Below are 25,460 nucleotides of genomic sequence, written 5' to 3' on the forward strand. Positions count from 1 at the left end.
CGATGTCGAAAACGCTTGTGTAGGCACTTCGAAGAGCCTTCTACCCGCCCTCAATCCCGGTTGTCCTTTCCAACAAATCCACTCCCTGCTGCGCCCAGAGGTGCAGCAGGTCGATGAAGATCCAATTCTCGGCTAGTTTGTCACCGTCGCGGCGGTAAAAGTCGATCACCCGGAATTCAACGTGTTTGCCCGTTGCGGGCATCCCCATGAACCCGCCGGTGAATTCGGCGGTGAAGTTGGGCCAGCCAAAGAACCCGCCGAAATGCCCTTCGGCCATGCGACACAGGTGGCCGGTTTTTGACCGATTGGTAAAACTCGCGCGGAATGGCGCCGAATGCTGCTCGGCATAGCGCGGGATCGTGTAGGTCGCGCCAATACCCGCAGGCCCCCACCAGATCATATCCTCGTGCCAGGTGCGACGCAGTTCCTCGACCAGAGGCAGGCCAAGGTTCCAGTCCCCAAGATCGCCCACCATCGCGTTGATCGCGTGCAGGGTCGCGGCCCCCTCGGCCTCGGGCGCATCGGCGTAGAGCAAACCGTCATGGGTCACCGGCCCCGGCTGCACCAGATGCGCGCCGGTCTGGGGGCCGAACGGGTTCTGTCCGGCCTGCATCATCAGGTGGGGCAGGTCGAAATACATCACTTCTTCGGTGATCTTGCCGCCCTCGATCTTGTGGAACGTGCCAAAGCGCAACATTCCAATCTTGCGGGTTGGTCGGACGCCCCAAAGCGGCGCATCGAACAGGCCCATCAGATGCCCCATAGACGCCACCCAGACCGCGCCATCGTCGGCCATGTGGTTGCGCCCGGCAAAGAACAGGTCCGTGCGCCGTTGCAGCGATGTCAGCGCGGTTTTGACCGGATGCCAGAACTGCGTGGCCACCGCCGCGGGACCGGTCAACAGACCCACGGGATGATAGCCGCGCCAGATCAGGTCAGGGTGACAGTAGCGGTCGAGAACCTGCGCCGTATCCTCGGCAGAGGAGAGAGCCGCGTAATAGTCTTGGACAAGCTGTTTTTCGCTCTGGAAATCGGGCATGGGACACTCTTTTGCAATCGTATGCAGTCGGCCTTCACAATGCCCGATTTCCCGGTGCCGACAAGCTGAAAGTCAGATGTCCAGCGTGTTGTCCTTTTCCCATTGGGTGAAGTGCGACACGTAGGAATTCCACTCTTGGGTCTTGAGGTTCAGGAACGCGGCAGAGAACTCTTCGCCCATCGCGGCCTTCAACGCCTTGTCCTTGTCATAGGCGCGCAGGGCGTCCAGCATGTTCAGCGGCAGCTGCGGCGCGCCTCGGACTTTGTGACCTTCAGCATACATATCAATGTCATAGCGCTTGCCCGGATCGGCCTTGGACCGGATGCCAGACAGACCCGCCGCGATAATCACCGCCTGCAACAGGTACGGGTTCGCCGCCCCGTCGGCCAAGCGCAGTTCGAACCGCCCCGGTCCGGGGACACGCACCATGTGGGTGCGGTTGTTGCCGGTCCATGTGACGGTGTTGGGCGCCCAGGTTGCCCCCGACATTGTGCGCGGCGCGTTGATGCGCTTGTAGCTGTTCACCGTCGGGTTGGTGATCGCGGCGAGGGCGCTGGCGTGTTTCATAATCCCGCCAAGGAAATGCTTGCCGCGTTCGGACAGGCCGACCTCTCCGGTCTGGCCTTCACCGTCGCCTGCAAAAACGTTGGTCTTGGCGTCTGATCCCGGCGCGTCCCAGACCGACACATGCGCGTGACAGCCATTGCCGGTCAGGCCCTCAACCGGCTTGGGCATAAAGGTTGCGCGGAAGCCATGTTTTTCAGCGACGGATTTCGTCATGAACTTGAAGAACGAATGCTTGTCGGCGGTGCGCAGGGCATCGTCGAACTCCCAATTCATCTCGAACTGGCCATTCGCATCCTCGTGGTCGTTCTGGTACGGGCCCCAGCCCATCTCAAGCATGTAATCGCAAATCTCGCGCACCACATCATAGCGGCGCATCACCGCTTGCTGGTCGTAGCAGGGTTTTTCTGCCGTATCGAACGGATCGCTGATCTGGTCGCCTTCGGGCGTGAGCAGGAAGAACTCGGCCTCTACCCCCGTCTTGACGTGCAGACCTTCGCTTGCTGCCTCGTCAATCAAGCGGCGCAACACGTTGCGCGGGGCCTGGGCGACGTCTTCGCCTTCCATCACGCAGTTGGCAGCGACCCACGCGACCTCGGGTTTCCAAGGCAGTTGGATGACCGAGGAGGGGTCAGGCACGGCGAGCATATCGGGGTGGGCAGGCGTCATGTCGAGCCATGTGGCAAAGCCCGCAAACCCGGCGCCATCTTCCTGCATCTCCGCGATAGCCTGCGCCGGGACCAGCTTGGCGCGTTGGCCGCCAAAGAGGTCGGTAAACGAAATCATGAAATACTTGACGCCGTTGTCCTTGGCGAATGTGGCGAGATCAATAGTCATGCGGTCCGGTCCCCGTTATCTGTTATGAATTGAAAAAGGCGCAGCAGGGGAGCCGCGCCTTTGAGTGTCCTAGAATGCTGTGCCTTGCTTGCCGGGCCACCAGTCGGTTCCGGCAAGCGGCACTTTGGCCATCGCAGCGGCCTCCATTGTGAGGGCGCAAAGGTCTTCGGGTTCGAGATTGTGCAGCTTGTTCTTGCCGCAGGCGCGCGCAATGGTTTGCGCTTCAAGCGCCATCACCTTGAGATAGTTGCGTAAGCGCCGCCCGCCCTCAATGGGATCAAGCCGCGCGGCAAGCTCGGGGTTCTGTGTGCTGATGCCCGCAGGGTCGTTGCCCTCGTGCCAGTCATCATAGGCCCCGGCGGTGGTGCCCAGTGCCTGATACTCGTCTTCCCATTTCGGATCGTTGTCCCCCAGCGCGATCAGGGCGGCGGTGCCGATAGACACGGCATCGGCCCCCAGCGCCATGCATTTCGCCACATCAGCCCCGGTGCGGATACCGCCCGACACGATCAGCTGCACCTCGCGGTGCATCCCAAGATCATCCAGTGCGCGCACGGCTTCGCGGATACAGGCCAGCGTCGGCATACCGACATGTTCGATGAACACATCCTGCGTGGCTGCCGTGCCGCCCTGCATCCCATCAAGGACAACGACATCCGCGCCCGCCTTGACCGCCAGCGTGGTGTCGAAATAGGGCCGTGCGCCGCCGATCTTGATGTAGATTGGAACGCGCCATCCGGTGATTTCGCGCAGTTCCAGGATTTTGATCTCAAGGTCGTCTGGCCCGGTCCAGTCAGGGTGACGACAGGCCGAGCGTTGGTCGATCCCCTTGGGCAGGTTGCGCATATTGGCGACCCGGTCGGTGATCTTTTGACCCAAGAGCATACCACCGCCGCCGGGCTTGGCCCCTTGGCCTACCACGATTTCAATGGCGTCAGCGCGGCGCAGATCGTCTGGGTTCATCCCGTAGCGCGACGGCAAGTATTGGTAGACCAGCGTCTTGGAATGCCCGCGTTCTTCTTCGGTCATTCCGCCGTCGCCAGTGGTGGTAGACGTTCCCGCCAATGTGGCCCCACGCCCCAAAGCCTCTTTCGCAGCGCCAGACAGCGCGCCAAATGACATGCCCGCGATTGTGATCGGGATGTCCAAGGTGATCGGATTCTTCGCGTGGCGCGTGCCAAGGGTGACAGAGGTGTCACACGCCTCGCGGTAGCCTTCGAGCGGATAGCGCGAGATCGACGCGCCAAGAAACAGCAGATCGTCGAAATGCGGCACTTTGCGTTTCGCGCCGCCGCCCCGGATGTCGTAAATCCCGGTCGCTGCTGCGCGGCGGATTTCTGCGTTCACCGGGTTGGAAAACGTGGCGGATTGGATCGGAACCGTGCGCGGGGCGCTGGTGTTGTCGTCTTTCATGTGTCCGGCCCTCAATACGCGTTGTCGATGTTAAAAGTGTAGAGCTGGCGGGCAGATCCGTAGCGTTTGAACTCTTCGGGTTTCGCATCGCACCCGCCGCGCATCAGCAGGTCCGCCAGCAGCGCGATATGTTCGGGCCGCATGTCCTTCTCAATGCAATCCGCGCCCAGCGATTTGACCGACCCGCGCACGAACAGCCGCGCTTCGTAGATGGAATCGCCCAAAGCGTCCCCTGCATCGCCGCACACAACAAGGTTGCCCGACTGCGCCATAAAGGCCGACATATGACCCACATTGCCATGCACAATAATGTCGATGCCCTTCATCGAAATCCCGCAGCGGGACGACGCGTTGCCCTTGATGATAAGCGTGCCGCCATGTCCCGTTGCCCCGGCATATTGCGACGCATCGCCGTCGATCACGACAGTACCGGACATCATGTTCTCGGCCACCCCCGGCCCGGCAGAGCCATGTACGTTGATCGTTGCTTGCTTGTTCATCCCGGCGCAATAATATCCGGTAGAGCCTTTGACCGTGACCTCAATCGCGGCGTCCAGTCCGACCGCAATCGCGTGACTGCCCTTGGGGTTCACGATTTCCCACGCGGTTTGGTTGGTCGCCTCAGCCTGCGCCTGAAGCGTGGCATTCAGATCTCGCAGCGGGGTGGTTTCCATGTCGATGGTCTGCATCTTAGGCGGCTTTCTTAGTGGGTGTGACGGTGTCTTGGTGGCTCCAGAAATACACGGTTGCGGGTTCGGGTTCCCAGACGCGGGCGTGGTCTATGCCCGGCAGGTTCACCAAAGCACGGTATTCGCTGCCAAAGGCCACAAATTGGTCAGTTTCCGCCATCACGGCGGGTTTGCAGGCGATGGGGTCACGGACCACACCAAAGCCGTCCTTGGTGCCCACGAGGAATGTAAAGAACCCGTCGAGATCGTTCAGCGAACTTTCCAGCGCTTCGCCCAAAGTCGCCCCGTTTTGCATCCGCCATGTAAGGTAAGCGGCCCCGACTTCGGTGTCGTTTTCGGTCTCGATGTGGATGCCTTCGCGTTGCAATTTGCGACGCAGGCGGTTGTGGTTCGACAGTGACCCGTTGTGCACAAGGCATTGATCGGGGCCAGTGTTGAACGGGTGCGCACCCATGGTCGTCACAAGGGACTCGGTCGCCATGCGGGTATGACCGATGCCGTGGGTGCCGGACATGGACCACAGGCCAAACCGGTCCGCGACGTCTTTGGGCAAACCGACCTCTTTGTAGATTTCCACCGTGTCGCCCGAGGCCATAACCCGGAGATCGGGGTTGATCGCGGTCAGGGCCGCGCGCGCCGCCCCCAACGTCCCGCGTGGAATTTCGAGAACCGAATGCGTGTCTTGGCGGCGCAGATGCACTTGGGTTCCCAACGCGGTGCCAAGGTCGTGCTCTAACGTCGCAAAAGCGGGGTCTGGCGTATCTGACTGAACCGTCAGTTTCGAAATCGCGGCGTTGTCCCGTCCGTAAATCGCAATGCCCGCACTGTCGGGGCCGCGATCTGTCATGGTAATCAGCATGTCGGTCAGCATCGCCCCAAGCTGGGGTTCAAGCGAGGGGTCTTTCAGGAATAATCCGACGATTCCGCACATCCCGCGTTCCTTCTGCGTTGTTGGGGGTCAAGACGATAGCGCTGGATAGCATCGCCAGTGGTCGCCGACAACAAGGGGAATGAAATTTTCCCCAGAGGAAAATTGCAAGTGCCTAAAAATTCAGCTTTGGGCGTAGCTGATGATGGACAGGTACCGGGCGGGCAGCTCTACCAAGGTCTCGGGTCCATGCGGCGCATCTGCCTCAAAAAACAGCGTGTCACCGGGGCGCAGCGGATAGATGTTTGATCCGTGCCGATAATCAACCGCCCCTTCGAGCATGAAGATCGTTTCGATCCCGTCATGTTGGAAGGTCTGGAATGTGTCCGATTCCGACGTCAGCACGATCAGATATGGTTCCACGATCACGCCGCTGGTGTTCGCGCCGATATGGCCCAACAGGTTATATTGATGCCCCGCGCGCGTGCCTTCGCGTTCGATGGTGACGCCCTGCCCGGCGGGTGTGTGTATGACCTCGCGTTTTTCTTCGAACCCGCGAAAGAACGCGGTGAGAGGCACGGAAAGTGCATTTGCCAAGGTCTGAAGCGTGGTGAGCGAAGGCGACGTGTTGCCGTTTTCGATCTTGGACAACATGCCGACAGAAATCTCGGTCTGTTTCGAAAGATCGGCCACAGTCATGTTCTGTTGCTTGCGGAAAGACCGCAGGGCACGTCCGATGGCGACCTCAAGAACCTTTTCCTGACTTTCCGAACTGCGGTGCGGGTTCTGTGTGAGTTTGACCAAAGATCACCCGTTCAGCGGCAAAGTAGCATCTTCCATGTTAGAGAGAGTGTTTCAAAAAGGCCAGAGCGACGGACACGATGGGGTGCGCGTTGCTCCGCCCGGTTCAGTTTCTTTGAAACGTGTGGGAACAAGATGCATCTTGGCGCGTTGCAGTGTTGGACCGCATTTGTGTTTTTGAGACAGGCCAGTCATGTCAGCACCTCGTAAGCCCGGATCATCGGACGGTCGGTCAGGTGGCACCAACCATGGCGACGCAGAGACCGAGGCTAAGCCGCTTCGGCAAAACCTTGTTGTGCGCATCGCGTTTCTGTTGTCGCTGGCGCTGTTGCCGATTGGCCTTGTTGCGATGGGCCAGACGTGGCGCGCGCTGCACATCACGAATGACAATCTTGAGGCGTCGATCCATGCGCGCACCAGTGCCTTGGTCGAACCGGAACGCCGCGCGTTGTTTACCAAGATAGGCACCGCTCGGACCCTTGCCGATACGCTTGGCGCGACAGAGTTCAGCACGGAAGAGTGCATGGCGATTATGAAGAGGGTTCTCGAAACCAGCCCGCGCCTTGCCTATGCCGGGTTGATGGAGCGGGGATCGGTGTCGCGCTGCAACAGTGTCGGGCGGACGTTACAGTTTCCCACAGACCCCCGCGCAGCGGCGCTGTTTACGAATCCCGAGCCGTATATCTCGTACAATCCCAACGGGTCGGCCATTGAATTGCCGGTGATCATCGTCGCCTATCCCACCTATGCCGATGGCGGCGGCCTTAAGGGGTTTGTGACGATTTCGTTTCAAGCACAGCCCTTGGTGCAGTCGGATTCCGGTCTGGGTCAAAGTGGGGATTTTGCACTGGTGACGTTCAACAAGTTTGGGGAAATGTTGACCTCTTTCGCTCCGCAAGGGTCGATAGACGACTATTTGCCCGATGGCATGGCGCTTGATGGGTTTGTCGATCAGGAAGACACGTTCTTCTTGGCAACCACGCTGACCGGGGAAAAGCGGCTGATTTCGGTTGTGCCGATCCTTCCCGGAGAGGTCTACGCGTTGGGCAGTTGGGGACGCTCGGCGTTGCAGGGAACAGCGTCACCTTGGTTCGCGGTATCGACACTGCTTTTCCCGTTTCTCATGTGGCTGGTCGGTATTGCAGTGGCGGTGACATCGTTGAACCGCTTGGTGTTGCGCCACATCCGCGATCTGGGTCGTCGGATGCGCGGTTTTGCAACCCGCCGCGCAGTCGAGGTCGCGGGCAGGATCGACGATGCGCCGAATGAGATACAGACGATCAATGCCACGTTTGAAGCGATGGCCGATCAATTGCTGCGCGACGAAGCCGATCTTGAAAACGCGGTGTACGAACGGGAGGTGTTGCTCAAAGAGGTGCATCACCGGGTAAAGAACAATCTTCAGCTTATCTCGTCCATCGTCAACATGCAGGTCCGGCAGGTGTCCAGCCCCGAGGCGGTGACGGCACTGCGCCAGTTTCAGGATCGGGTGACCAGCCTCGCATCGGTGCACCGCGCGCTGTACCAAGAGCCGTCGCTGACGAAAATCCGCTTTGACGTTTTGTTGGGTGACCTCGTGGCAAAGGTCAATGCTGCCAGCGCACCTGCGGGCGCGCAGCCTGTGCAAATCGACCTTGATCTTGATCCGGTGACGTTGTTGCCAGACCAGTCCGGCCCGCTTGCGATGATGACCGCCGAGGCATTGTCAAACGCGTTCAAATATGGCGGACCGGGGCGTGACGGGGTGTTTCGTCTCAGGGTGCACCTTAAGAAATTGGGTGATTGCGATGCGACACGCATGCGGCTGACGATTGAGAACAGCGTTGATCCAACAGTGCAGGCACAGGTCGGCACGGGCCTCGGCAAGCGGTTGATGCTGGCCTTTGCCAGCCAGTTGAGCGGTGATCTGCAACATGTGGACGAAGACGACCGGCACAGAATGGTCCTGACCTTTGACTACAAGCCGTTTTCGCCTGACTGATGCCGCTTACAAAGCTGCTTTCATCGCTGTGACCAGGGCGTGGTGCAGGGATTCTGCCGAAGATCGCGGGCCAAGGATGCGCAGCCAATCCGCCGGGTCGCGCCGCAGGACGTAAACGCCCATATAGTGAATGACCGTGCGTTGTGCATCGCCGGTCTGCATCCGTTCGATATCGAAATTCGCGCAAAGCTGCATGACCGCCTCAACCCCGCGACCGCGCAAGTCGAAACAGACCCATCCATCGGTTTGGTCGGTGATCGACGCGGTGTCGCCAAAGCGCGCTTTCAGTCGCGCTGCGAGATCCTCATGCGTGGCAATCGGCGCGCCCACCATCCATTGGTCTGGGCCTATCCAGAACGACGCTTCGGGATCGTGCAGCACGGTCTTGCCCGGTTCGGGAGCTGTGCCGTCAAGCAAGGTGCCCAGATGCGCGCGGCAAGCATCTTCGTGTCCTTTGCGCGCAGATACAGACGCAAGGGCCAATCCCGGGTTCTCGGTCAGGGTCACACCCGCCACGGTATCGACACGCGGGTCCGCGCCGCCCAAGGCGCAGATAGGGGCAAGATCATGCACGGAGGCGGTCTCCTTCGGGATCAAGGAAATGGGCGCTGACCACTTCGACATCGTGATCGACGCCGGTCAGGGGGCTGACCAGACGTATCACTTCGCCCAGCCGCGTGTCGCCTGATTTCAGAAAGCCAAGCGCGATGTGGTGTCCAAGGTTTGGCGAATAACAGGCTGAGGTCACATAGCCCTGATCGTTTGCACCTGTCACTTTTGCCCCCTTGGTCATCAGATGTGCACCGGCAGGCACCAGGTGTGCGGGATCGACCGGCTTAAGGCCCACAAGCTTGAGCGCATCGGCTTCGTTCAGGCCCGGACGCTCGGACAGTTTCGACCCAATCGAGTCCTTTGCCTTCGACACCATCCGCCCCATCCCAAGGTTCAGCGCAGTGGTTGTTCCGTTCAGCTCATTCGCCGTCGCATGACCCTTTTCGATCCGCATGACGTTCAGCGCTTCAAGCCCGTAAGGCACCACGTCAAAATCTTCACCCGCTTGCATCAAACGCCGGATCAGCGCGTCCCCATAGCGGGTTGGCACGGCGATCTCATAGGCCAGTTCACCCGAGAACGAGATGCGGAACAACCGCGCGCGCAAACCGCCGCAGACAGTCACGTCACCGCATGCCATGAAGGGGAAGGCGTCATTTGACAGGTCGAATGCGGCATCCACGATCTTGCGCAACAGCGCGCGGGAATTGGGACCGGCAACCGCAAACTGCGCCCACGCGTCGGTGGTGGAAATCAACTGCACATCCATTTCAGGGCACAGGCATTGCCGCACGAATTCCATATGCCGGTACACGCCAACGGCATGTGCGGTAGTGGTTGTGACAACGAAATGGTCCTTGGCCATGCGCGCGGCGGTGCCGTCGTCCATGACGATCCCATCCTCGCGCAGCATAAGGCCATATCGCACCTTGCCAATGGCCAGCTTGGCAAAGCCGTTGCAGTAGACCGTGTTCAGAAACGTGGCGGCGTCGGTTCCTTGCACGTCGATCTTGCCAAGCGAAGTCACGTCGCAGATGCCCACGGACTTGCGGGTTTGCAGCACCTCGCGGTCGCAGCTTTCGCGCCAATGCGTCTCGCCCGGTTTCGGGAACCATTGGGCGCGCAGCCAAAGCCCCGCCTCGGTAAACACTGCGCCTTGTTCCTTGGCCCATCTGTGGCTGGGTGTAAGGCGCGTTGGGCGGGTTTCGGTACCCCACGCACGGCCAGCAAACACCCCCATCGCGGTGGGCGTGTAGGGCGGGCGGAACATGGTGGTGCCAACCTCTGGAATTTGTTTGCCCGCAACTTCGGCCATGATCGCCAGACCGGCGGTGTTAGAGGTTTTCCCCTGATCCGTCGCCATGCCCAGCGTCGTGTAGCGTTTGAGGTGTTCTACCGAGACAAAGTTTTCCTGATGCGCCAGTTTGATGTCTTTGGAGGTGACATCGTTTTGCTGATCGACCCACGCGCGTTTGGCGGTCTTGACGTGCCAGAAGGGGGTGATCTTGACCGGGGAGTCTTCCGCCTCGGGCAGGGTGGGGGCGTTCGCTTTGATCCCCAGATCGGACAGTGCCTTGGCAGCCGCCTCTGCCCCAGAAACCAGCGCGCCATGGGTCGAGAATACGCCACTGGCCGCCCCGGCAACGGTCATGCCAGCGGGCATCACCCCACCGGGGACAAATCCCGCAATTGCGTCGTTCCATACCGGCCATCCGCGCTGATGGCAGGTCAGATGCACGTTCGGGTTCCATCCGCCCGACACACCCAACGCGCCGCATGTGATCCGGCGGATGCCCCCCTTGGGCATTTTCACCTCGACCTGTTTCAGGCCAAGTCGACCCCAGGTCTGATCAATCAAACCGCCTGCGATCACGTCATAGTCAGGCGATGTCGGCGCATCGGCGCGGGTGTCGATCACCGACACAACCTCAACACCCTTTGCCGCCAGATCAGACGCGGTCCGATGTCCGTCATCGTTGTTGGTGAAAATCGCCACTTGTCGTGCTGGCGTCACCGCCCAGCGGTTTGCATAGGCGCGGATGGCACTCGCCTGCATGATCCCGGGGCGGTCGTTGTTTTCGAACACAATCGGGCGTTCGGTGGCACCGGCACACAGAATCGCGCGCTGTGACGTGACGCGCCACAGGATTTGCCGCGGTTTGCCAGCGTCAGGGGCTTTCAGGTGATCACTCACCCGCTCGACCGCGCCGTAGATACCGTGGTCAAACGCGCCAATCACGGTGGTGCGGGGCATGACACGCACATTCGGCATCGCAGCCAGCCGCGCAACGGTCTCGGCGGCCCAAGCGGAACCAGATGTGCCGCCGACCTCATAGGTCTCAAGGTTCAGGCGCCCGCCAACAACAAAGTCCTCATCCGCCAAGATCACCCGCGCGCCACTTTCTCCAGCGGTCAGCGCAGCGGCCAGACCGGCAGGACCCCCGCCGATGATCAGAATATCGCAATGCAGGAAACCCTTGTCGTACCCGTCAGGGTCGTCTTGCGTGCTGAGCGATCCAAGGCCAGCGGCATGGCGGATGATCGGCTCATAGAGCTTTTCCCAAAACGCGGCGGGCCACATGAAGGTCTTGTAGTAGAACCCGGCGGTGAGGAAGTTCGACAGAAGGTCGTTCACCTCCATCGCGTCAAAGGCCAGTGACGGCCAGCGGTTCTGTGAATTGGCGCGCAACCCGTCGAACAGCTCTGCCGTGGTGGCCCGCGTGTTGGGTTCCTTGCGCGCGCCTTCGCGCAGTTCGACAATCGCGTTAGGTTCTTCCGATCCAGCGGTCATCACACCACGCGGGCGGTGGTACTTGAACGACCGGCCCATGAGCCGCACGCCGTTGGCCAGCAGCGCGGATGCCAGTGTGTCGCCTTTATGGCCCGTGTAATGGGTGTTGTCGAAACGGAACTTGTAGGTTTCGGCACGGTTGATCAACCCGCCGTCCAAACGGTTCTTCTGGGTCATGATGCACCTCCGGCCCGCGCCACATCAGACGCCATTTCGACCGCTGTGATCTCGTGCGTGACCGTATCGCGGGTGACGACCAGCCACGACCGGTCGCCTTGTTCGTGATACCACAATTCGCGGTGCAGCCCGGCAGGGTTGTCGCGGGTGTGGATGTAGTCCGTGAATTGCGCCAATGCATCCGCAGCTTGCCAATCGGGGCGGTTGACCAGCGTCGCATCGCCCAGATAGACAAACTCGCTTGAATCGCGGGGGCCAAGGATGGGGTGATTTATAATCATCAGTGCAGATTGGGCTGCGCGCCCATCCCTTTTTCGTCAATCATGTGCCCGGTTTCAAACCGGTTCAGACGGAACGCGGTGGCAGTTTCATGCGGGGTGTCGGTGGCCAGAAGGTGCGCATAAACAAAGCCCGAGGCAGGCGTTGCCTTGAACCCGCCATAACACCAGCCGCCGTTGAAATAGAGCCCGTCGATATGGGTCTTGTCGATGATGGGTGACCCGTCCATCGACATGTCCATGATGCCGCCCCACATGCGCAAAACCCGCGCCCGGCCCATCATTGGGAACATGGCAATCGCTTCTTCCATCACGTCTTCGACCATGGGCAGGTTGCCGCGTTGCGCATAGGAATTGTAGCCGTCGATATTGCCACCGAAGACAAGCCCGCCTTTGTCGGACTGGCTGCAATAGAAATGACCCGCGCCAAAGGTGATCACACCCTGCAGAACGGGCTTTAGGCCCTCGGACACGAACGCTTGCAACACATGGCTTTCGATGGGCAGGCGCATCCCGGCCTGCGCCATCACCTTGGACGATGATCCTGCCACGCAAGACCCAACCTTTTTCGCGCCGATAAACCCGCGGGATGTCTCAACTCCAAGAATCTTGCCGCCGTCGATCCTGAACCCCGTAACCTCGCAGTTCTGGATGATGTCGACACCGTGCTGGTCTGCGGCGCGGGCATACCCCCAGGCGACGGCATCATGCCGCGCGGTGCCAGCACGGGCCTGCAAAAGGCCGCCCATGACTGGAAAGCGCGCGTTTTTGACGTTCAGGAACGGGTATTTCTCAAGCACCTGCTTTTGGGTCAGCAATTGCGCATCCGCCCCGTGCAGGATCATCGCGTTGCCGCGTCGGATATAGGCGTCGCGCTGGGCATCGGAATGCATCAGGTTGATAACCCCGCGCTGGCTCATCATCGCGTTATAGTTGAGATCCTGCTCAAGCCCTTCCCACAGCTTCATCGAAAATTCATAGAACGGGATATTGCCGTCCAGCATATAGTTCGACCGCACAATCGTGGTGTTCCGCCCCACATTGCCGCCGCCGATCCAGCCCTTTTCAAGCACCGCAATCCGCGACTGTTTATATTCCTTGGCCAGATAATAGGCCGTCGCCAGACCATGCCCGCCGCCACCGATGATGACATAATCATACGCAGGCTGCGGTTCGGGATCGCGCCAGGCAGGCCCCCAACCGCGATGGCCGGTCAGCGCCTCTTTGATCACCCGAAATCCTGAATATCGCATGGTCCTAGACTCCTTCCCGGCGATCCTTGCACCCGTTTGCACGGCGCGCCTCGCCTCTTTTGGTCAATTCACGGTCCAAAAAAGACATCGCGTGGCGGCAAGCTCTTTCCGAATTGCGCAAAGTGTCAAGAAGCCGCGCCCATAATTGCCCGCATCAAGGGGCTGTCTGCCTGCGTCATGCCATTTATTACGTCAAAATGATGGGTGCCCGGATCGACCACATGGGCACAGCCCCATGCGTCGGCCAGCCATTGCGCCTGATCCAGAAAGACCGGGCGTTCCTGTGCGCCGACCCAGACGGTCACCGGCACAGCAGGCGGGTCCATAAAGATCGGGCTGTCTGCAACCGCGCTGTCCGTGTCCAACTTGAAATCGGCATTCATCGCGGTGTTGATCAGGGGGCGCAGGTCAGAGAGCGGCGAAATCGGCACGCAATTCGCAACACGCGCAAGCACGTCTTCGGGCAGCACTCCGGGGGCAAGCATGCGCGCGACCAACTGCCCACCCGCGGAATGACCGACAAGCCGGATCGGCCCCACGCTGTCATGCGCCACAACCGAGATCGCCGCAGCCACCTGCCGTGTGATATCTGCGATGCGCACACGGGGACACAGATCATAGGTGGGCATGGCCACAGCCCAGCCTGCGTCCAACGCACCTTGGGCGAAATGCGACCACAGCGATCCATCCGTCTGACGCCAATAGCCGCCATGCACAAAGACCATCGTGCCTTTTGGCACGCGGTCAGGTTGGAACAGATCAACAACCTCACGCGTTCCATGTCCGTACATCACACCAAGGCGCGCCCGCCCGAGAACCGACATGCGCTGACGAAAGGCATCCGCATCCGCGCGCCATTGTTGCGGATACGCGTCCCCGTTGGGGATATGCTTGCTATTGGCGTAGGCGTCGTCAAAATCCACTGCGCGTCTCCAGGTTAACAGCACTTGCCAAGGAATGCCTCAAGTGTTCCACCTTTGTCAGCATCTATTCGGAGGGACTCCATGCTCGACCAGACCACAAATCTTGCCAGTTTGCTCAGGGATCCGTCGCTGCTTGAAACCCGCGCCTATGTGAACGGTGCGTGGATCGACGGCGATGACGGCACTTTCCCGGTCGACAATCCTGCGCGCGGCGACACCATCGCTCAGGTGGCAGATCTGTCCCGCGCGCAGGTGGCCGATGCCATTGCTGCCGCCGAAGTGGCGCAGAAAGACTGGGCCAAATGGACCGGCAAGGAACGCAGCCAGGTGCTGCGCAAATGGTTTGATTTGATGATGGCGCATCAGGATGATCTGGCCACGATCCTGACCGCCGAACAGGGCAAGCCACTGACCGAGGCCAAGGGAGAGGTCGCCTATGGCGCATCCTTCATCGAATTCTTCGCCGAAGAGGCCAAGCGCATTTACGGCGAAACCATCCCCGGCCATCAGCGCGACAAGCGCATCATGGTGATGAAACAGCCCATCGGCGTTGTCGGGTCGATCACACCGTGGAATTTCCCGAACGCAATGATCACCCGCAAGGCCGCGCCTGCGCTCGCCGCCGGGTGCAGTTTTGTCGCGCGACCGGCTGCTGAAACGCCGTTGTCGGCGATTGTGATGGCGGTGCTAGCCGAACGCGCAGGCATTCCTGCGGGTGTGTTCAATGTCGTGCCCTCGTCGTCGTCGTCCGAGGTTGGCAAGGAAATGTGCGAGAACCCGGCCGTGCGCAAGATCACCTTTACGGGCTCGACCGAGGTGGGGCGCATTCTGCTGCGGCAGGCGGCGGATCAGGTGATGAAATGCTCGATGGAGCTGGGTGGCAACGCACCGTTCATCGTGTTTGACGATGCCGATATCGACGCGGCAGTCGAAGGCGCGATCCTGTGCAAATTCCGCAACAACGGTCAGACCTGTGTGTGCGCCAATCGCATCTATGTTCAGGCCGGCGTGTACGATGAATTTGCCGCCAAGCTGAAGGATCGCGTGGCCAAGATGACAGTGGGTGACGGGCTTGCGGCAGGCACAGACCTTGGACCGCTCATCAACGCCGATGCAGTGACCAAGGTGCGCGAACATATCGCTGACGCCAAAGCCAAAGGCGCGCATGTGATCCTTGGCGATGAGACACCCAAGAATGACGGCAACTTCATGGCCCCGACAATTGTCACGGGTGCGACCCGTGACATGGCTTTTTCGACCGAGGAAACCTTTGGCCCATTGGCCCCGCTGTTCAAGTTTGACACCGAAGACGATGTAATTGCGCTGGCCAATGACACGATCTTTGGCCTTGCCAGCTATTTCTACGCCAAGGATCTCAGCCGCGTTTACAAGGTCGCCGAGGCGCTGGAATACGGCATTGTCGGCGTGAACACCGGCATCATCTCAACCGAGGTTGCGCCGTTTGGCGGCGTCAAGCAATCGGGCCTTGGCCGCGAAGGCAGCCACCACGGGATCGACGATTTCCTTGAGATGAAATATGTTTGCCTAAGCGTATAAAGCGCGGACGCATGAACTCTGATGAGACCCACTTAGGGCCTCATCGCACCCAGACCTTGTGACAAAGCTGTTGTCTCAATTGGTGGCCGGGATGGACAACCTGTCCAAGCCACTGGCGATTTCTGTAGCGATTGCGTTGGCATCAACGCCATCCCGTTCGGCAGATACGCGCAGGCCCAGAAGGTCTGACTGATACCGGCGCGCCAGCGCATCCGCGTCATAGGTCTTGGAAATCTGGCCCTTTGCCTGCGCGGCGCGAAACAGGGCGGCAAAGCGCATTTCCATGTTGGACAGATGAAAATTGGCGCGCGCGGCAAGCGGGTCGTCAAGACTGCCCAATTCCAGGACTGTCTTTGCCAGCATACAAGCGCGCGGGTTGGACCCGGATGGTTCAATCACCAAAGCCGGATAGCGCTTCAGCGCGCCAAGGGCTCCATGCGCATCGACCAAAGCCCTAAGCCGTGCGGTCCCGTTTTCCGCATACCGGTCGAGCGTCAGCTCGAACAGCGCGCCTTTTGATCCGAAAGCCGCGTAAAAGCTGCCGGGTTTTACGTTTAGCGCGTGCTCCAAATCTTTAAGGGACGTGCCTGCCCAGCCTTGTTTCCAGAACAGATCGCGTGCGCGGTCTATCAAGGCGTCCCGGTCATATTCAGGTTTGCGTGGCACGAGATCACCCTTTCTTGATCAATCACTCAATTATATACTTGAATGATTGCTCAAGAAAGCGCAATTGCTCCCCACACCTCAAAAAAGGACAGACCCATGACCGACTTTCCCTCGCACGATCTCGAAACAGCGCCAGACGGCTCCAAGCCGCTGCTTGAAAACAGCCAAAAAGCCTTTGGCCGTTTGCCCGGACTCCACAAGGTGATGGCCGAAAGCCCGCAGGTTCTCGAAGGGTATCAGGTGCTGCACAAGCTTTTCACCCAGACTGCGTTCGACGCAGAGGAACAGACTGTTGTCTGGCAGACGATCAACGTAGAGCATGAATGCCATTATTGCGTTCCGGCACACACCGGCATCGCCAAACGGATGAAAGTGTCTGACGATATCACGACTGCCCTGCGCAACGAGACACCGCTTCCGACAGCCAAGCTCGAAGCGCTGCGCGCCTTCACTCTTCAGGTACTGCGCGGGCGTGGCAACGTGACAGAAGCGCAGATGCAGGCGTTCTTTGATGCTGGATATAGCCATCGCGCCGTGCTGGATGTCATTCTGGGGCTCTCGCAGAAACTCATGTCCAACTACATCAACCACATTGCGGAAACACCGCTGGACGAGCCGGTTCAAGGCTTCGCATGGACGCGTGCCGGAAAACCTCTCGCCGCATAAGCCCGCCAAGACAGCAGGCGATCCCAGGTCTGGGGTCGCCCGCCCATGCCATCGGGCAAAGTTCACAAATCTGAATCAAAACTGTCATGTGGGCGTCTTGCCCCTAGGGCACGTCCCCTTTGTCCATCCAAGGGGGATTTTCCATGACAAACCGCGCTGTGTGCCTGACATCCGTCATCGCTCTGACAGCCTCTGCCGCGTCGGCCGAGATGAACTTCAACCGCATCGCATCGTTTCCGGTGGTGATGAACATGGCCGAAGGTGAGGATCGCAACCGCGAATCCAGCCCCGAGATCATCGACGCCACCGCAGACGGCATGACGCTGATCTACACTGACAGCCCGCTGGGTGCGCTGGGCCGCATCGATATCTCGAACCCCGCTGATCCGCGCCCCTTGGGCAACCTTGATCTGGGCGGCGAGCCAACCAGCGTCGTCGTCATTGGCCAGACCGCCTTTGTCGGCGTGAACACCTCCGAAAGCTACACCGCGCCGTCAGGCATGATCAAAGCCATCGATGTCGCCTCTGGGACGGAACTGGGCATGTGCGATCTGGGTGGTCAGCCCGACAGCCTTGCCAAATCGCCGGATGGTACGTTTGTCTCGATCGCGATTGAAAACGAACGCGACGAAGACCTGAACGATGGTCTCATCCCGCAATTGCCCGCGGGCAACCTGATCATGATCGACGCGTCTGAGGCTGGCCTGAACTGCGACAGCATGATCGTGACTGACCTGACCGGGCTGGCAGAGGTTGCACCAACTGATCCCGAACCGGAATACGTGCATATCAACAGCCTTGGGGAAACCGTCGTCAGCTTGCAGGAAAACAACCACATGGTTGTCGTCTCGCGGGACGGGACCATCATCAGCCATTTCTCTGCTGGTAGCGTGGATCTCGAAGGGATCGATGCCACCGACGAACGCGCCGCGTTGGTCTTTACTGAAAGCCAGCCGGGCCGCCTGCGCGAACCTGACGCGGTCACATGGATCGACGATCAGCATTTTGCCACCGCCAACGAAGGCGATTACGAAGGCGGGTCGCGGGGTTGGACGATCTTTCACAAAGACGGCACGGTCGTTTATGAAAATGGCACCCAGTTCGAACATGCGATCATCCAGATCGGCCACTACCCCGACCGCCGTTCCGACGCCAAGGGCGTAGAGCCAGAAAGCGTGACGTTCGCCACGTTCAACGACACGCCATATCTGTTTGTCGGCGCTGAACGTGCCAGCGTCGTCGGCGTCTACAACGTGACCGATGTGGCCAATCCGGTGTTGGAACAATTGCTGCCCTCGGGCGTCGGGCCGGAAGGCTATGTGACGATCCCCAGCCGCAACCTGCTTGTCTCGGCCAATGAATCCGATCTGATCGAAGATGGCGGCGCGCGGGCGCATGTGATGATCTATCAGTACCAGGACGCCCCCGCAGCCTATCCGCACCTGACCAGCGCAGGCATGGACACGCTCACGGGGTGGGGCGCGATTTCCGGCATGGTGGCGGACGGGGAAGACACCGTTTGGGCCGTCAATGACAGCTTTTATGGGTACCAGCCGACGATCTTTCGTATCGACGCCTCATCAACCCCGGCAAAGATCACCGACGCAATCCGCATCATTCGGGCCAATGGTGACATTGCACAGAAGCTTGATCTGGAAGGCATCACTTTGGATGGCGAAGGTGGGTTTTGGGCCGCCTCCGAAGGCCGCACCGACCGGGTGATCCCGCACGCGCTCTATCACATCAGTGCCGAAGGTGAGATCAAAGCCGAAATTGGTCTTCCCGCCGAACTGATGGCGGTTGAACGGCGTTTTGGGTTCGAGGGAATCACCAAGGTTGGTGACACCCTCTGGATGGCGCTGCAGCGTGAATGGGGCGATGACCCGGAAAACCATGCAAAGCTGGTGGCCTACAACCTTGAGACCGAGGAATGGGGTGCAGTGCATTATCCCAAGGCCGAAGCCACAACCGGCTGGGTTGGCCTGTCCGAGATCACGGCGCATGGCGATCACGTGTATCTCGTTGAACGCGACAACCAGCATGATTTCCGGGCCGTGACGAAAAAGGTTTACCGCATCCCGCTGTCCGAGATGCAGCCTGCGGCATTGGGGAGCGATCTGCCTGTGGTGTCCAAGGAACTGGTCCGCGACCTTCTGCCTGACCTGAAATCCACGGGCGGCTATGTGCTCGACAAGGTTGAAGGCCTGGCAATCACCCCCTCAGGCGAGGCGTTCGTGTCCACCGACAATGATGGCGTCGATGATCACTCGGGCGAGACGATGTTCTTTTCCATCGGTACGGTTGCGAGCGGGTCATAATCTTACCCACAAACATAAAAGGCCCGGCGCATTGCCGGGCCTTCGTCGTGTCAGCACTCCAATCTCACTCAAGAGGTTGGTCGTGAATTTTCGGAAATCCTCAACGCGCTCAATTGACCGCTTTTGCGTCAAGCACGTCTTTCTCGATCGCATCGGCCTTGGCAATTGCGATCCGGCGCGGTTTGAGCGCCTCTGGGATTTCGCGCTCCAGATCAATATGCAGCATGCCGTTCTCGTGGCTGGCCCCGACAACGCGGACATGGTCGGCCAGATGGAACCGACGCTGGAACGCGCGGGTCGCAATGCCGCGATGCAGGAATGTGCGGGCCGTGTCCTCGTCCACCTTGCGGGCGGATACATGCAAGGCACCGTCCTTGACCTCAACAGTCAGATCATCATCCGAAAACCCGGCAACAGCAATCGAGATGCGATAGGCGTCGTCGGCGGTTTTCTCGATATTGTAGGGTGGGTAAGTGGGTTGGCTGACTTCGTTTGTCAGAACCCGGTCCATCAGGTCGGCAATTTGGTCAAAGCCGACAGTTGCACGGTACAAGGGTGCAAAATCATAGCTACGCATAGGTCATCCTCCAGTGAGCGATACCAGTTGTGACAAGCCTTCCATAACGGACAGGCTCAGTTAAAGACGTCAGGCCCCGTCTGGGCGTCCCGACACCGAATATCTGGGGAAGCGCGATCAGGGTTTCAAGAGGTCAGAGGCGGGCTCTTGCGGGCGAATGAATTTCGCGCCGGTATTCTTGCGCGCGCCCGCGTCAGCGCGGAACGGTCGAAAGACAGAGCCCTCTGCAAACCCGGCACCGTCTTCCATCAATCCCAGGATCACGTCGATCTGCGTGTCCAACGGCGCGCCCAACGACACTGGCTGATCGCCGCTTTTTGCCTTGGACGACACCACCGACACGATCCGCGGCCCATCAGGACCAAACGCAAAGACAGGCGACCCAGAGCTGCCGAAATCCACGGAACAGGACATGATCAGAACGGTTTGCTGCGCCGACATCACGTCGCAGGTGTCCTGCATCGACGGTGCCTCAGAGCGGTTATGGGCATAAGAGACAACACCGACGCTTTCTCCGACAGGCGGGCGCTGTCCAGTCACGAAGGGAATGATCGTCGTGTTGCGCACCGGGTGCTGCAATTCGATCAAGGCAATGTCGTTGTAAACCCGGTCAGAGCTGGGTGCCGCGTTGACGTCGTAATCCGGATGCGCCACCGCGCGCCTGACGCGCCGATAGGCTGCGGCACGGCCATTGCGCCAGCCTGCCAGAAACTGAATGTCTTCGGGGGCAATAAGCGTGCCTGTGTCGTCGTACAAACAATGTGCAGCGGTCAGAACCACTTTGGGTGTGATCAGCGATCCGGTACAGAAGGCCTTACCGGCCAGTTCAAGCCGCCCAACCGCTTCCCATGCGCGGCCATCCTGGCGGCTCTCCATCGAGAACAGCCCGGCACTCTGCGCACCAGCAAAGGCTGGCAGCAGCGACAACAATGCCCCCCAGAGCATATGGCGCACAGATCACCTCCGTTTGATAGTCCGGATAGGCCGTAAATTGGGCGAAACTATGTCGCTGCGTCAGCTTTGCGACATTTGCAGGGCAGGAGGTTTCGGACCGCCCGTCGCCCAGTCCAAAAGCTCGACTGTATGAACAATAGGAATGTCCGTACCCGACCCGATTTGCATCATGCACCCGATATTGCCAGCGGCAATGATCTCGGGCTGTTTGGCCTTGAGCGTTTTCACCTTGCGCGCCTTGAGCTGCTTGGAAATCTCGGGCTGCATCAGGTTGTACGTACCTGCCGATCCACAACACAAATGGCTGTCCGCCGGTTCTACAACGTCAAACCCCGCCGCCTTGAGCAGCGTCTTGGGATGCGTCTTGATCTGCTGCCCGTGCTGCAAGCTGCATGCGGCGTGATAGGCAACGCGCGCGCCGCCATGAACGGTCTTGGCCTCAGCCACCGCTGCTTCGTCTACCAGCTCAACCAGCACTTCGCTGACATCCTTGGCAATCGCCGAAACCCGTGCCGCATCGGCCGCAAGTGCATCATTTCGGAACATATGGCCGTAATCCTTGACCGTTGTGCCACAGCCGCTGGTGTTGATCACAATCGCATCAAGGCCCGCGCCATCCATTTCGCGCGTCCAGGCTGCGATGTTGGCCGCCGCCGATCCATGGCTTTCGTCGATCTTGCCCATGTGATGGGTCAGCGCCCCGCAACAGCCTGCACCTTGGGCCACCACCACTTCGCATCCCAGCCGCGTCAGCAGCCGGATCGTGGCATCGTTGATATCGGTGTTCAGCGCCTTTTGCGCACATCCCGTCATCAGCGCGACCCGCTTCTTGCGCGGTTGCGCAGGCGCAAAGCTCTGCGGATCGTCATTGCGGCTTACTGCGGGGATGCGTTTCGGGGCCATCTCCAGCATCGCTTTCAGCCGCGCATCCGGGATCAATGGCGCAAAGGGCTTGCCGATCTTCGCAAGCAACAGAGCCACCCGGAACCGCGTCGGATAGGGCAGGATCTTGGACAGCGTCCACCGCAGCGCCTTGTCATGCCACGGGCGGTCATAATTCTTTTCGATATAGGCGCGCGCGTGATCGACCAGATGCATGTAATGCACCCCCGAAGGGCAGGTTGTCATGCAGGCAAGACAGGACAGGCAGCGGTCGATATGTTTGACCGTCTTCTCATCAGGCTTCCGCTCGTTTTCGAGCATGTCCTTGATCAGGTAAATCCGCCCCCGCGGGCTGTCCAGCTCGTCCCCCAGAACCTGATAGGTCGGGCAGGTCGCGGTGCAGAACCCGCAATGCACGCAGGACCGCAGTATCTCATTCGACCGCTTGATTTCGGGATCGCGCAACTGCGTTTCGGTAAATGTCGTTTGCATCGATTATCCCATCAATCCTGTGTTCAAGAGACCCTTCGGATCGAATTTCTGCCGCAACCCGCGCGTCAACGCTGCAACCACTTCTGGCTCGGGTTGGAACTTTGGCTGGCCGGTGCCGCGCACCAGCGTGGCATGGCCATCAAAGGCCCCCAATCGCGCGCGCACATCGGTGCCCGTCGCTACCCGCGCCCAGATCAACCCGCCACCCCAGTCATAAAGCAGCGCATCAGCCCCCGTCTTTGCACCAAGCTGTGCCGCCTCGGACGGGGTGCAGGACACGCGCCAGACATCCCCATCGCTGCCATGAAACGCTGCTACATCCCGCACTTGCGCCCATTGCGTGGCAACTGCCTCGGGGTCGCGCTCAATCCGCACCGCCAGATCGGAAAACAGCCCCGCGATCTGATCGGCACGATAGGCCACTGACCCAGCAAATCCTTCGACCCGCAGCATCGTCACTGGCGTGCCATCCGTCCCGACAGGCAGGTGCGCCGCACCCGACACCTCGAACGGCGACCCGAGCGCGCGTGCCATTGCCGCCACGGCCTCGGCATCGCTCAACCCGTCGATCATTACGCAGGCTGCGGTTTCCGGTTGCGGCAACACCTTGAGGCTCACTTCGCTCAGAACACCCAACGTTCCCCAAGACCCGCTCATCAGCTTGACCAGATCATAGCCCGTGACATTCTTCATCACGCGTCCGCCATTCTTGACGGTGGTGCCTGTCCCATCGACATAGCGCACCCCCAGCATGAAATCGCGGCACGCCCCAACAGACACCCGGCGTGGCCCGCTGACATTGGCGGCCACGACACCGCCAATGGTCGGGGTGCCCTTGGTGCCCATCAAACTGCGATGGTCCATCGGTTCAAACGCCAAACGTTGTCCTTCGGCTGCCAATGCAGTCTCGATTTCGGCCAAAGCTGTTCCCGATCGCGCAACAAGCGTCAAAGAGCCCGGCTCATAGAGCGTGATGCCCGATAACCCGCCGGTTTCAAGCAGGTCTCCATTCAGGGCAACGCCCCGCGTTCCCCCACCTCGCACGCAGATCGGCCCTGTGGCCGCAGCGATCATGTCGGCCAATTCGGCTTCTGTTTCTGGTCTCATGATCTTCTTCTTTTTGCAAATATGCCGGGGGGTTTGGGGGGCTGGCCCCCCAAGAGATGTGCGGTTTGGGGCATCAGCCCTCCAATGTGCTTACTCGGCTGCGAGCGCCATACCGCGTCGGCTTTGTGATGCGGCCAGCGGGAACACCTTGGCCGGGTTCAGCAGCCATGCCGGATCAAACACGTCCTTAACCGCCATCTGTGCCTCAAGATCGGCAGGCGCGAACTGGTCAAACATCAGATCGCGCTTTTCGATCCCCACACCATGTTCGCCGGTCAGGCATCCGCCCACCTCAACGCATAGCCGCAGGATGTCGGCGCCAAGCGCCTCGCATAGCTCAAGATCACCGTCCTTGTTCGCATCGAATAGGATCAGCGGGTGCATGTTGCCGTCGCCTGCATGGAACACATTTGCCACGTCCAGCCCGTATTCCTTGGACATTTCGCCGATCCGGCGCAAAACATAAGGCAGCTCGGACACCGGGATGGTGCCGTCCAGACACATGTAATCATTGATCTGACCCATCGCGCCAAAGGCAGATTTGCGGCCCAGCCAGATGCGCCCGGCCTCATCCGCGTCCTTGGCCTCGCGCAGTTCTACCGGGTTGTGCCGCCGTGCAATTTCCAGGATCAGGGCAAGTTGTTCGTCGATCTCGGCCGGGCTGCCTTCGACCTCAACGATCAACAGCGCCTCGCACATCGGGTAGCCCGCCTTGGCAAAGGCCTCGGTCGCCTCGATACAGGGCCGGTCCATGAATTCGATCGCCACGGGCAACACGCCCGCCTTGATGATATCGGCGACGCAGGCCCCGGCAACTTCGTTGCTGTCGAACCCCATGAGAACCGGACGCGCACCTTCGGGTTTGGGCAGGATGCGCAGGGTGGCTTCGGTCACGACACCCAATTGTCCCTCGGATCCGCAGATCAACCCCAAAAGGTCATAGCCTCCAGCATCCAGATGCGCGCCGCCGATCTGCATGATGGTGCCATCCATTTGCACCATCGTAACGCCCATCAGGTTGTTGGTGGTCACCCCGTATTTCAGGCAATGCGCGCCGCCCGAGTTCATCGCGATATTGCCCGCGATGGCGCAGGCCAATTGCGAAGACGGATCAGGTGCGTAAAAGAACCCGTCTGCTTCGACCGCGCCTGTCACGCTCAGGTTTGTGCGCCCGGTCTGCACGCGGATAAAGCGGTTGTCGTAATCGGTCTCAAGCACGTCCGCCATGCGCGCCACACCCAGCAGCACGCAATCCGCCGTGGGCAACGCGCCCCCGGCCAGCGATGTGCCGGACCCGCGCGGGACAACCGGAACGCCCATGTCGTAACAAACTTTCAGAACCGCCGCGACTTCCTCGGTCGAGGACGGCAGGACCACTGCCAAAGGCGGGCACTTATAGGCGGTGAGCGCATCGCACTCATAGGCGCGGGTCTCGCTCTCGTCCGAGATCACGGCATCCGCCGGGATCGCGCTGCGCAGGCGGGCAACGATCTGGGCCTTGCGGGCCAGCACGCTGGAATCGGGTATGGGCATTTGCATGGCGTTTCCTCCGAATTGGTAAGAAGATATAACCAATACTACCAAAGAAGCCAGAGATTATTTCGTCGCACGCGGCATTGGCGCCTCTTGCCTTTGACCGAAACCCCGGTCACCAAGCGGTCATGGACTGGATCAAGATTATTCATATTCTCTGCGTGATGGGGTGGATGACCTCGATCTTCGCGGTGCCGCGCGCGTTGATCTTTTGGAAACGCGAATATGCCCGCATCGGCGAATTTGGTCCCTTGGGCGATCTGACCATTCGGCTGTATCGCTTTTCCGCAGGGCTTGGTGTGATTGCCCTGATCACCGGTCTTTGGCTTGGGTCGATCTGGCAGTTCCCGACTTGGGTCTGGGTGAAACTGTTTCTCGTTCTGCTTCTGGCGCTGCATTACACATGGACCGGGCGGCTGGTGCTGCGCGCGAAACGCGGCGTGTTCAGTGAATCAGACCGCTATCTGCGCATCTTTAACGAAATCAGCGTTCTGGGCGCCATTGCGATCCTTTGGGTTGTTGTCGTCAAACCGTTCTGAGGC

Annotated in this window: 22 protein-coding genes; 5 read left to right on the top strand and 17 right to left on the bottom strand. The window is 59.9% G+C overall.

Annotated features, from left to right (window positions below; genetic code table 11):
* Nucleotides 1-40: 40 nt before the first annotated feature.
* The 6 genes from ACSHXH_RS02840 to ACSHXH_RS02865 all read right to left on the bottom strand — a co-directional run bounded on the left by ACSHXH_RS02840 (nucleotide 41) and on the right by ACSHXH_RS02865 (nucleotide 6,214).
* Nucleotides 41-1,039 (bottom strand): ester cyclase, encoded by a 999-nt coding sequence (locus ACSHXH_RS02840; RefSeq protein ID WP_435670247.1) that lies wholly within the window; start codon nucleotides 1,037-1,039, stop codon nucleotides 41-43.
* Nucleotides 1,040-1,111: 72 nt separating this feature from the next.
* A complete protein-coding gene (glnT, locus tag ACSHXH_RS02845) occupies nucleotides 1,112-2,440 on the bottom strand; it encodes a type III glutamate--ammonia ligase (protein ID WP_435670248.1) in 1,329 nt (442 codons plus the stop codon).
* Between the two features lie 69 nt (nucleotides 2,441-2,509).
* Nucleotides 2,510-3,853: an FMN-binding glutamate synthase family protein gene (locus ACSHXH_RS02850; protein WP_435670249.1), complete on the bottom strand. Its 1,344-nt coding sequence runs from the start codon at nucleotides 3,851-3,853 to the stop codon at nucleotides 2,510-2,512.
* A gap of 11 nt (nucleotides 3,854-3,864) precedes the next feature.
* Entirely contained in the window at nucleotides 3,865-4,542 is a 678-nt protein-coding gene (locus tag ACSHXH_RS02855; protein WP_435670250.1) for a protein GlxC, read from the bottom strand.
* Nucleotide 4,543: 1 nt separating this feature from the next.
* Nucleotides 4,544-5,473 (bottom strand): class II glutamine amidotransferase, encoded by a 930-nt coding sequence (locus ACSHXH_RS02860; RefSeq protein ID WP_435670251.1) that lies wholly within the window; start codon nucleotides 5,471-5,473, stop codon nucleotides 4,544-4,546.
* 120 nt (nucleotides 5,474-5,593) lie between these two features.
* Entirely contained in the window at nucleotides 5,594-6,214 is a 621-nt protein-coding gene (locus tag ACSHXH_RS02865; RefSeq protein WP_435670252.1) for a helix-turn-helix domain-containing protein, read from the bottom strand.
* A 190-nt stretch (nucleotides 6,215-6,404) separates the two neighbouring features.
* On the opposite strand from ACSHXH_RS02865, the gene ACSHXH_RS02870 reads away from it, so the two are divergent.
* Nucleotides 6,405-8,192: a sensor histidine kinase gene (locus ACSHXH_RS02870; protein ID WP_435670253.1), complete on the top strand. Its 1,788-nt coding sequence runs from the start codon at nucleotides 6,405-6,407 to the stop codon at nucleotides 8,190-8,192.
* A 6-nt stretch (nucleotides 8,193-8,198) separates the two neighbouring features.
* On the opposite strand, the gene ACSHXH_RS02875 is transcribed toward ACSHXH_RS02870, so the two are convergent.
* The 5 genes from ACSHXH_RS02875 to ACSHXH_RS02895 all read right to left on the bottom strand — a co-directional run bounded on the left by ACSHXH_RS02875 (nucleotide 8,199) and on the right by ACSHXH_RS02895 (nucleotide 14,166).
* Nucleotides 8,199-8,765, bottom strand: a complete 567-nt coding sequence (locus ACSHXH_RS02875; RefSeq protein WP_435670254.1) for a sarcosine oxidase subunit gamma — start codon at nucleotides 8,763-8,765, stop codon at nucleotides 8,199-8,201.
* A complete protein-coding gene (locus ACSHXH_RS02880; RefSeq protein WP_435670255.1) occupies nucleotides 8,758-11,712 on the bottom strand; it encodes a sarcosine oxidase subunit alpha family protein in 2,955 nt (984 codons plus the stop codon). The genes ACSHXH_RS02875 and ACSHXH_RS02880 overlap by 8 nt, the downstream gene beginning before the upstream one ends.
* A complete protein-coding gene (locus ACSHXH_RS02885; protein WP_435670256.1) occupies nucleotides 11,709-11,993 on the bottom strand; it encodes a sarcosine oxidase subunit delta in 285 nt (94 codons plus the stop codon). The genes ACSHXH_RS02880 and ACSHXH_RS02885 overlap by 4 nt, the downstream gene beginning before the upstream one ends.
* The gene (locus ACSHXH_RS02890) at nucleotides 11,993-13,243 is read right to left on the bottom strand and encodes a sarcosine oxidase subunit beta family protein (RefSeq protein ID WP_435670257.1); all 1,251 of its coding nucleotides are present in this window, start codon (nucleotides 13,241-13,243) and stop codon (nucleotides 11,993-11,995) included. Before ACSHXH_RS02890 ends, ACSHXH_RS02885 begins: the two co-directional genes overlap by 1 nt.
* Nucleotides 13,244-13,368: 125 nt before the next feature.
* The gene (locus ACSHXH_RS02895; protein WP_435670258.1) at nucleotides 13,369-14,166 is read right to left on the bottom strand and encodes an alpha/beta hydrolase; all 798 of its coding nucleotides are present in this window, start codon (nucleotides 14,164-14,166) and stop codon (nucleotides 13,369-13,371) included.
* Between the two features lie 81 nt (nucleotides 14,167-14,247).
* Between ACSHXH_RS02895 and ACSHXH_RS02900 the strand changes: the two genes are divergently transcribed.
* Entirely contained in the window at nucleotides 14,248-15,723 is a 1,476-nt protein-coding gene (locus ACSHXH_RS02900; protein WP_435670259.1) for an NAD-dependent succinate-semialdehyde dehydrogenase, read from the top strand.
* 75 nt (nucleotides 15,724-15,798) lie between these two features.
* Here the strand turns inward: ACSHXH_RS02900 and ACSHXH_RS02905 are convergent, their stop codons facing one another.
* Nucleotides 15,799-16,389 (bottom strand): TetR/AcrR family transcriptional regulator, encoded by a 591-nt coding sequence (locus ACSHXH_RS02905; RefSeq protein ID WP_435670260.1) that lies wholly within the window; start codon nucleotides 16,387-16,389, stop codon nucleotides 15,799-15,801.
* Between the two features lie 96 nt (nucleotides 16,390-16,485).
* On the opposite strand from ACSHXH_RS02905, the gene ACSHXH_RS02910 reads away from it, so the two are divergent.
* Both ACSHXH_RS02910 and ACSHXH_RS02915 read left to right on the top strand, forming a co-directional pair.
* Nucleotides 16,486-17,055 carry a carboxymuconolactone decarboxylase family protein gene (locus ACSHXH_RS02910; RefSeq protein ID WP_435670261.1) on the top strand — a complete coding sequence of 190 codons (570 nt, stop codon included), beginning with the start codon at nucleotides 16,486-16,488 and terminating at the stop codon, nucleotides 17,053-17,055.
* A 143-nt stretch (nucleotides 17,056-17,198) separates the two neighbouring features.
* Nucleotides 17,199-19,373 carry an esterase-like activity of phytase family protein gene (locus ACSHXH_RS02915; protein ID WP_435670262.1) on the top strand — a complete coding sequence of 725 codons (2,175 nt, stop codon included), beginning with the start codon at nucleotides 17,199-17,201 and terminating at the stop codon, nucleotides 19,371-19,373.
* Between the two features lie 109 nt (nucleotides 19,374-19,482).
* Here ACSHXH_RS02915 and ACSHXH_RS02920 read toward each other — a convergent pair whose 3' ends face one another.
* The 5 genes from ACSHXH_RS02920 to ACSHXH_RS02940 form a co-directional block, all read right to left on the bottom strand.
* Nucleotides 19,483-19,950, bottom strand: a complete 468-nt coding sequence (locus tag ACSHXH_RS02920) for an Hsp20 family protein (protein ID WP_435670263.1) — start codon at nucleotides 19,948-19,950, stop codon at nucleotides 19,483-19,485.
* A 117-nt stretch (nucleotides 19,951-20,067) separates the two neighbouring features.
* Nucleotides 20,068-20,895 (bottom strand): trypsin-like serine peptidase, encoded by an 828-nt coding sequence (locus tag ACSHXH_RS02925; protein WP_435670612.1) that lies wholly within the window; start codon nucleotides 20,893-20,895, stop codon nucleotides 20,068-20,070.
* A gap of 69 nt (nucleotides 20,896-20,964) precedes the next feature.
* The gene (gene glcF, locus ACSHXH_RS02930; RefSeq protein WP_435670264.1) at nucleotides 20,965-22,278 is read right to left on the bottom strand and encodes a glycolate oxidase subunit GlcF; all 1,314 of its coding nucleotides are present in this window, start codon (nucleotides 22,276-22,278) and stop codon (nucleotides 20,965-20,967) included.
* A gap of 3 nt (nucleotides 22,279-22,281) precedes the next feature.
* Complete coding sequence (locus ACSHXH_RS02935) at nucleotides 22,282-23,385, bottom strand: FAD-binding protein (RefSeq protein WP_435670265.1); 1,104 nt, start codon at nucleotides 23,383-23,385, stop codon at nucleotides 22,282-22,284.
* A 90-nt stretch (nucleotides 23,386-23,475) separates the two neighbouring features.
* Nucleotides 23,476-24,924: an FAD-linked oxidase C-terminal domain-containing protein gene (locus tag ACSHXH_RS02940; RefSeq protein WP_435670266.1), complete on the bottom strand. Its 1,449-nt coding sequence runs from the start codon at nucleotides 24,922-24,924 to the stop codon at nucleotides 23,476-23,478.
* Between the two features lie 122 nt (nucleotides 24,925-25,046).
* On the opposite strand from ACSHXH_RS02940, the gene ACSHXH_RS02945 reads away from it, so the two are divergent.
* Complete coding sequence (locus ACSHXH_RS02945; RefSeq protein ID WP_435670267.1) at nucleotides 25,047-25,457, top strand: CopD family protein; 411 nt, start codon at nucleotides 25,047-25,049, stop codon at nucleotides 25,455-25,457.
* The last annotated feature ends 3 nt before the right edge of the window (nucleotides 25,458-25,460 follow it).

It is taken from the genome of Marivita sp. (genome assembly GCF_051251565.1).
GTDB lineage: Bacteria > Pseudomonadota > Alphaproteobacteria > Rhodobacterales > Rhodobacteraceae > Marivita.

Coding starts and splice junctions, on each gene's coding strand:
- ACSHXH_RS02840 (WP_435670247.1), bottom strand. CDS start 1,039: ATGCCCGATTTCCAGAGCGAAAAACAGCTTGTCCAAGACTATTACGCG.
- glnT (WP_435670248.1), bottom strand. CDS start 2,440: ATGACTATTGATCTCGCCACATTCGCCAAGGACAACGGCGTCAAGTAT.
- ACSHXH_RS02850 (WP_435670249.1), bottom strand. CDS start 3,853: ATGAAAGACGACAACACCAGCGCCCCGCGCACGGTTCCGATCCAATCC.
- ACSHXH_RS02855 (WP_435670250.1), bottom strand. CDS start 4,542: ATGCAGACCATCGACATGGAAACCACCCCGCTGCGAGATCTGAATGCC.
- ACSHXH_RS02860 (WP_435670251.1), bottom strand. CDS start 5,473: ATGTGCGGAATCGTCGGATTATTCCTGAAAGACCCCTCGCTTGAACCC.
- ACSHXH_RS02870 (WP_435670253.1), top strand. CDS start 6,405: ATGTCAGCACCTCGTAAGCCCGGATCATCGGACGGTCGGTCAGGTGGC.
- ACSHXH_RS02880 (WP_435670255.1), bottom strand. CDS start 11,712: ATGACCCAGAAGAACCGTTTGGACGGCGGGTTGATCAACCGTGCCGAA.
- ACSHXH_RS02885 (WP_435670256.1), bottom strand. CDS start 11,993: ATGATTATAAATCACCCCATCCTTGGCCCCCGCGATTCAAGCGAGTTT.
- ACSHXH_RS02890 (WP_435670257.1), bottom strand. CDS start 13,243: ATGCGATATTCAGGATTTCGGGTGATCAAAGAGGCGCTGACCGGCCAT.
- ACSHXH_RS02900 (WP_435670259.1), top strand. CDS start 14,248: ATGCTCGACCAGACCACAAATCTTGCCAGTTTGCTCAGGGATCCGTCG.
- ACSHXH_RS02910 (WP_435670261.1), top strand. CDS start 16,486: ATGACCGACTTTCCCTCGCACGATCTCGAAACAGCGCCAGACGGCTCC.
- ACSHXH_RS02915 (WP_435670262.1), top strand. CDS start 17,199: ATGACAAACCGCGCTGTGTGCCTGACATCCGTCATCGCTCTGACAGCC.
- ACSHXH_RS02920 (WP_435670263.1), bottom strand. CDS start 19,950: ATGCGTAGCTATGATTTTGCACCCTTGTACCGTGCAACTGTCGGCTTT.
- ACSHXH_RS02925 (WP_435670612.1), bottom strand. CDS start 20,895: ATGCTCTGGGGGGCATTGTTGTCGCTGCTGCCAGCCTTTGCTGGTGCG.
- glcF (WP_435670264.1), bottom strand. CDS start 22,278: ATGCAAACGACATTTACCGAAACGCAGTTGCGCGATCCCGAAATCAAG.
- ACSHXH_RS02935 (WP_435670265.1), bottom strand. CDS start 23,385: ATGAGACCAGAAACAGAAGCCGAATTGGCCGACATGATCGCTGCGGCC.
- ACSHXH_RS02940 (WP_435670266.1), bottom strand. CDS start 24,924: ATGCAAATGCCCATACCCGATTCCAGCGTGCTGGCCCGCAAGGCCCAG.
- ACSHXH_RS02945 (WP_435670267.1), top strand. CDS start 25,047: ATGGACTGGATCAAGATTATTCATATTCTCTGCGTGATGGGGTGGATG.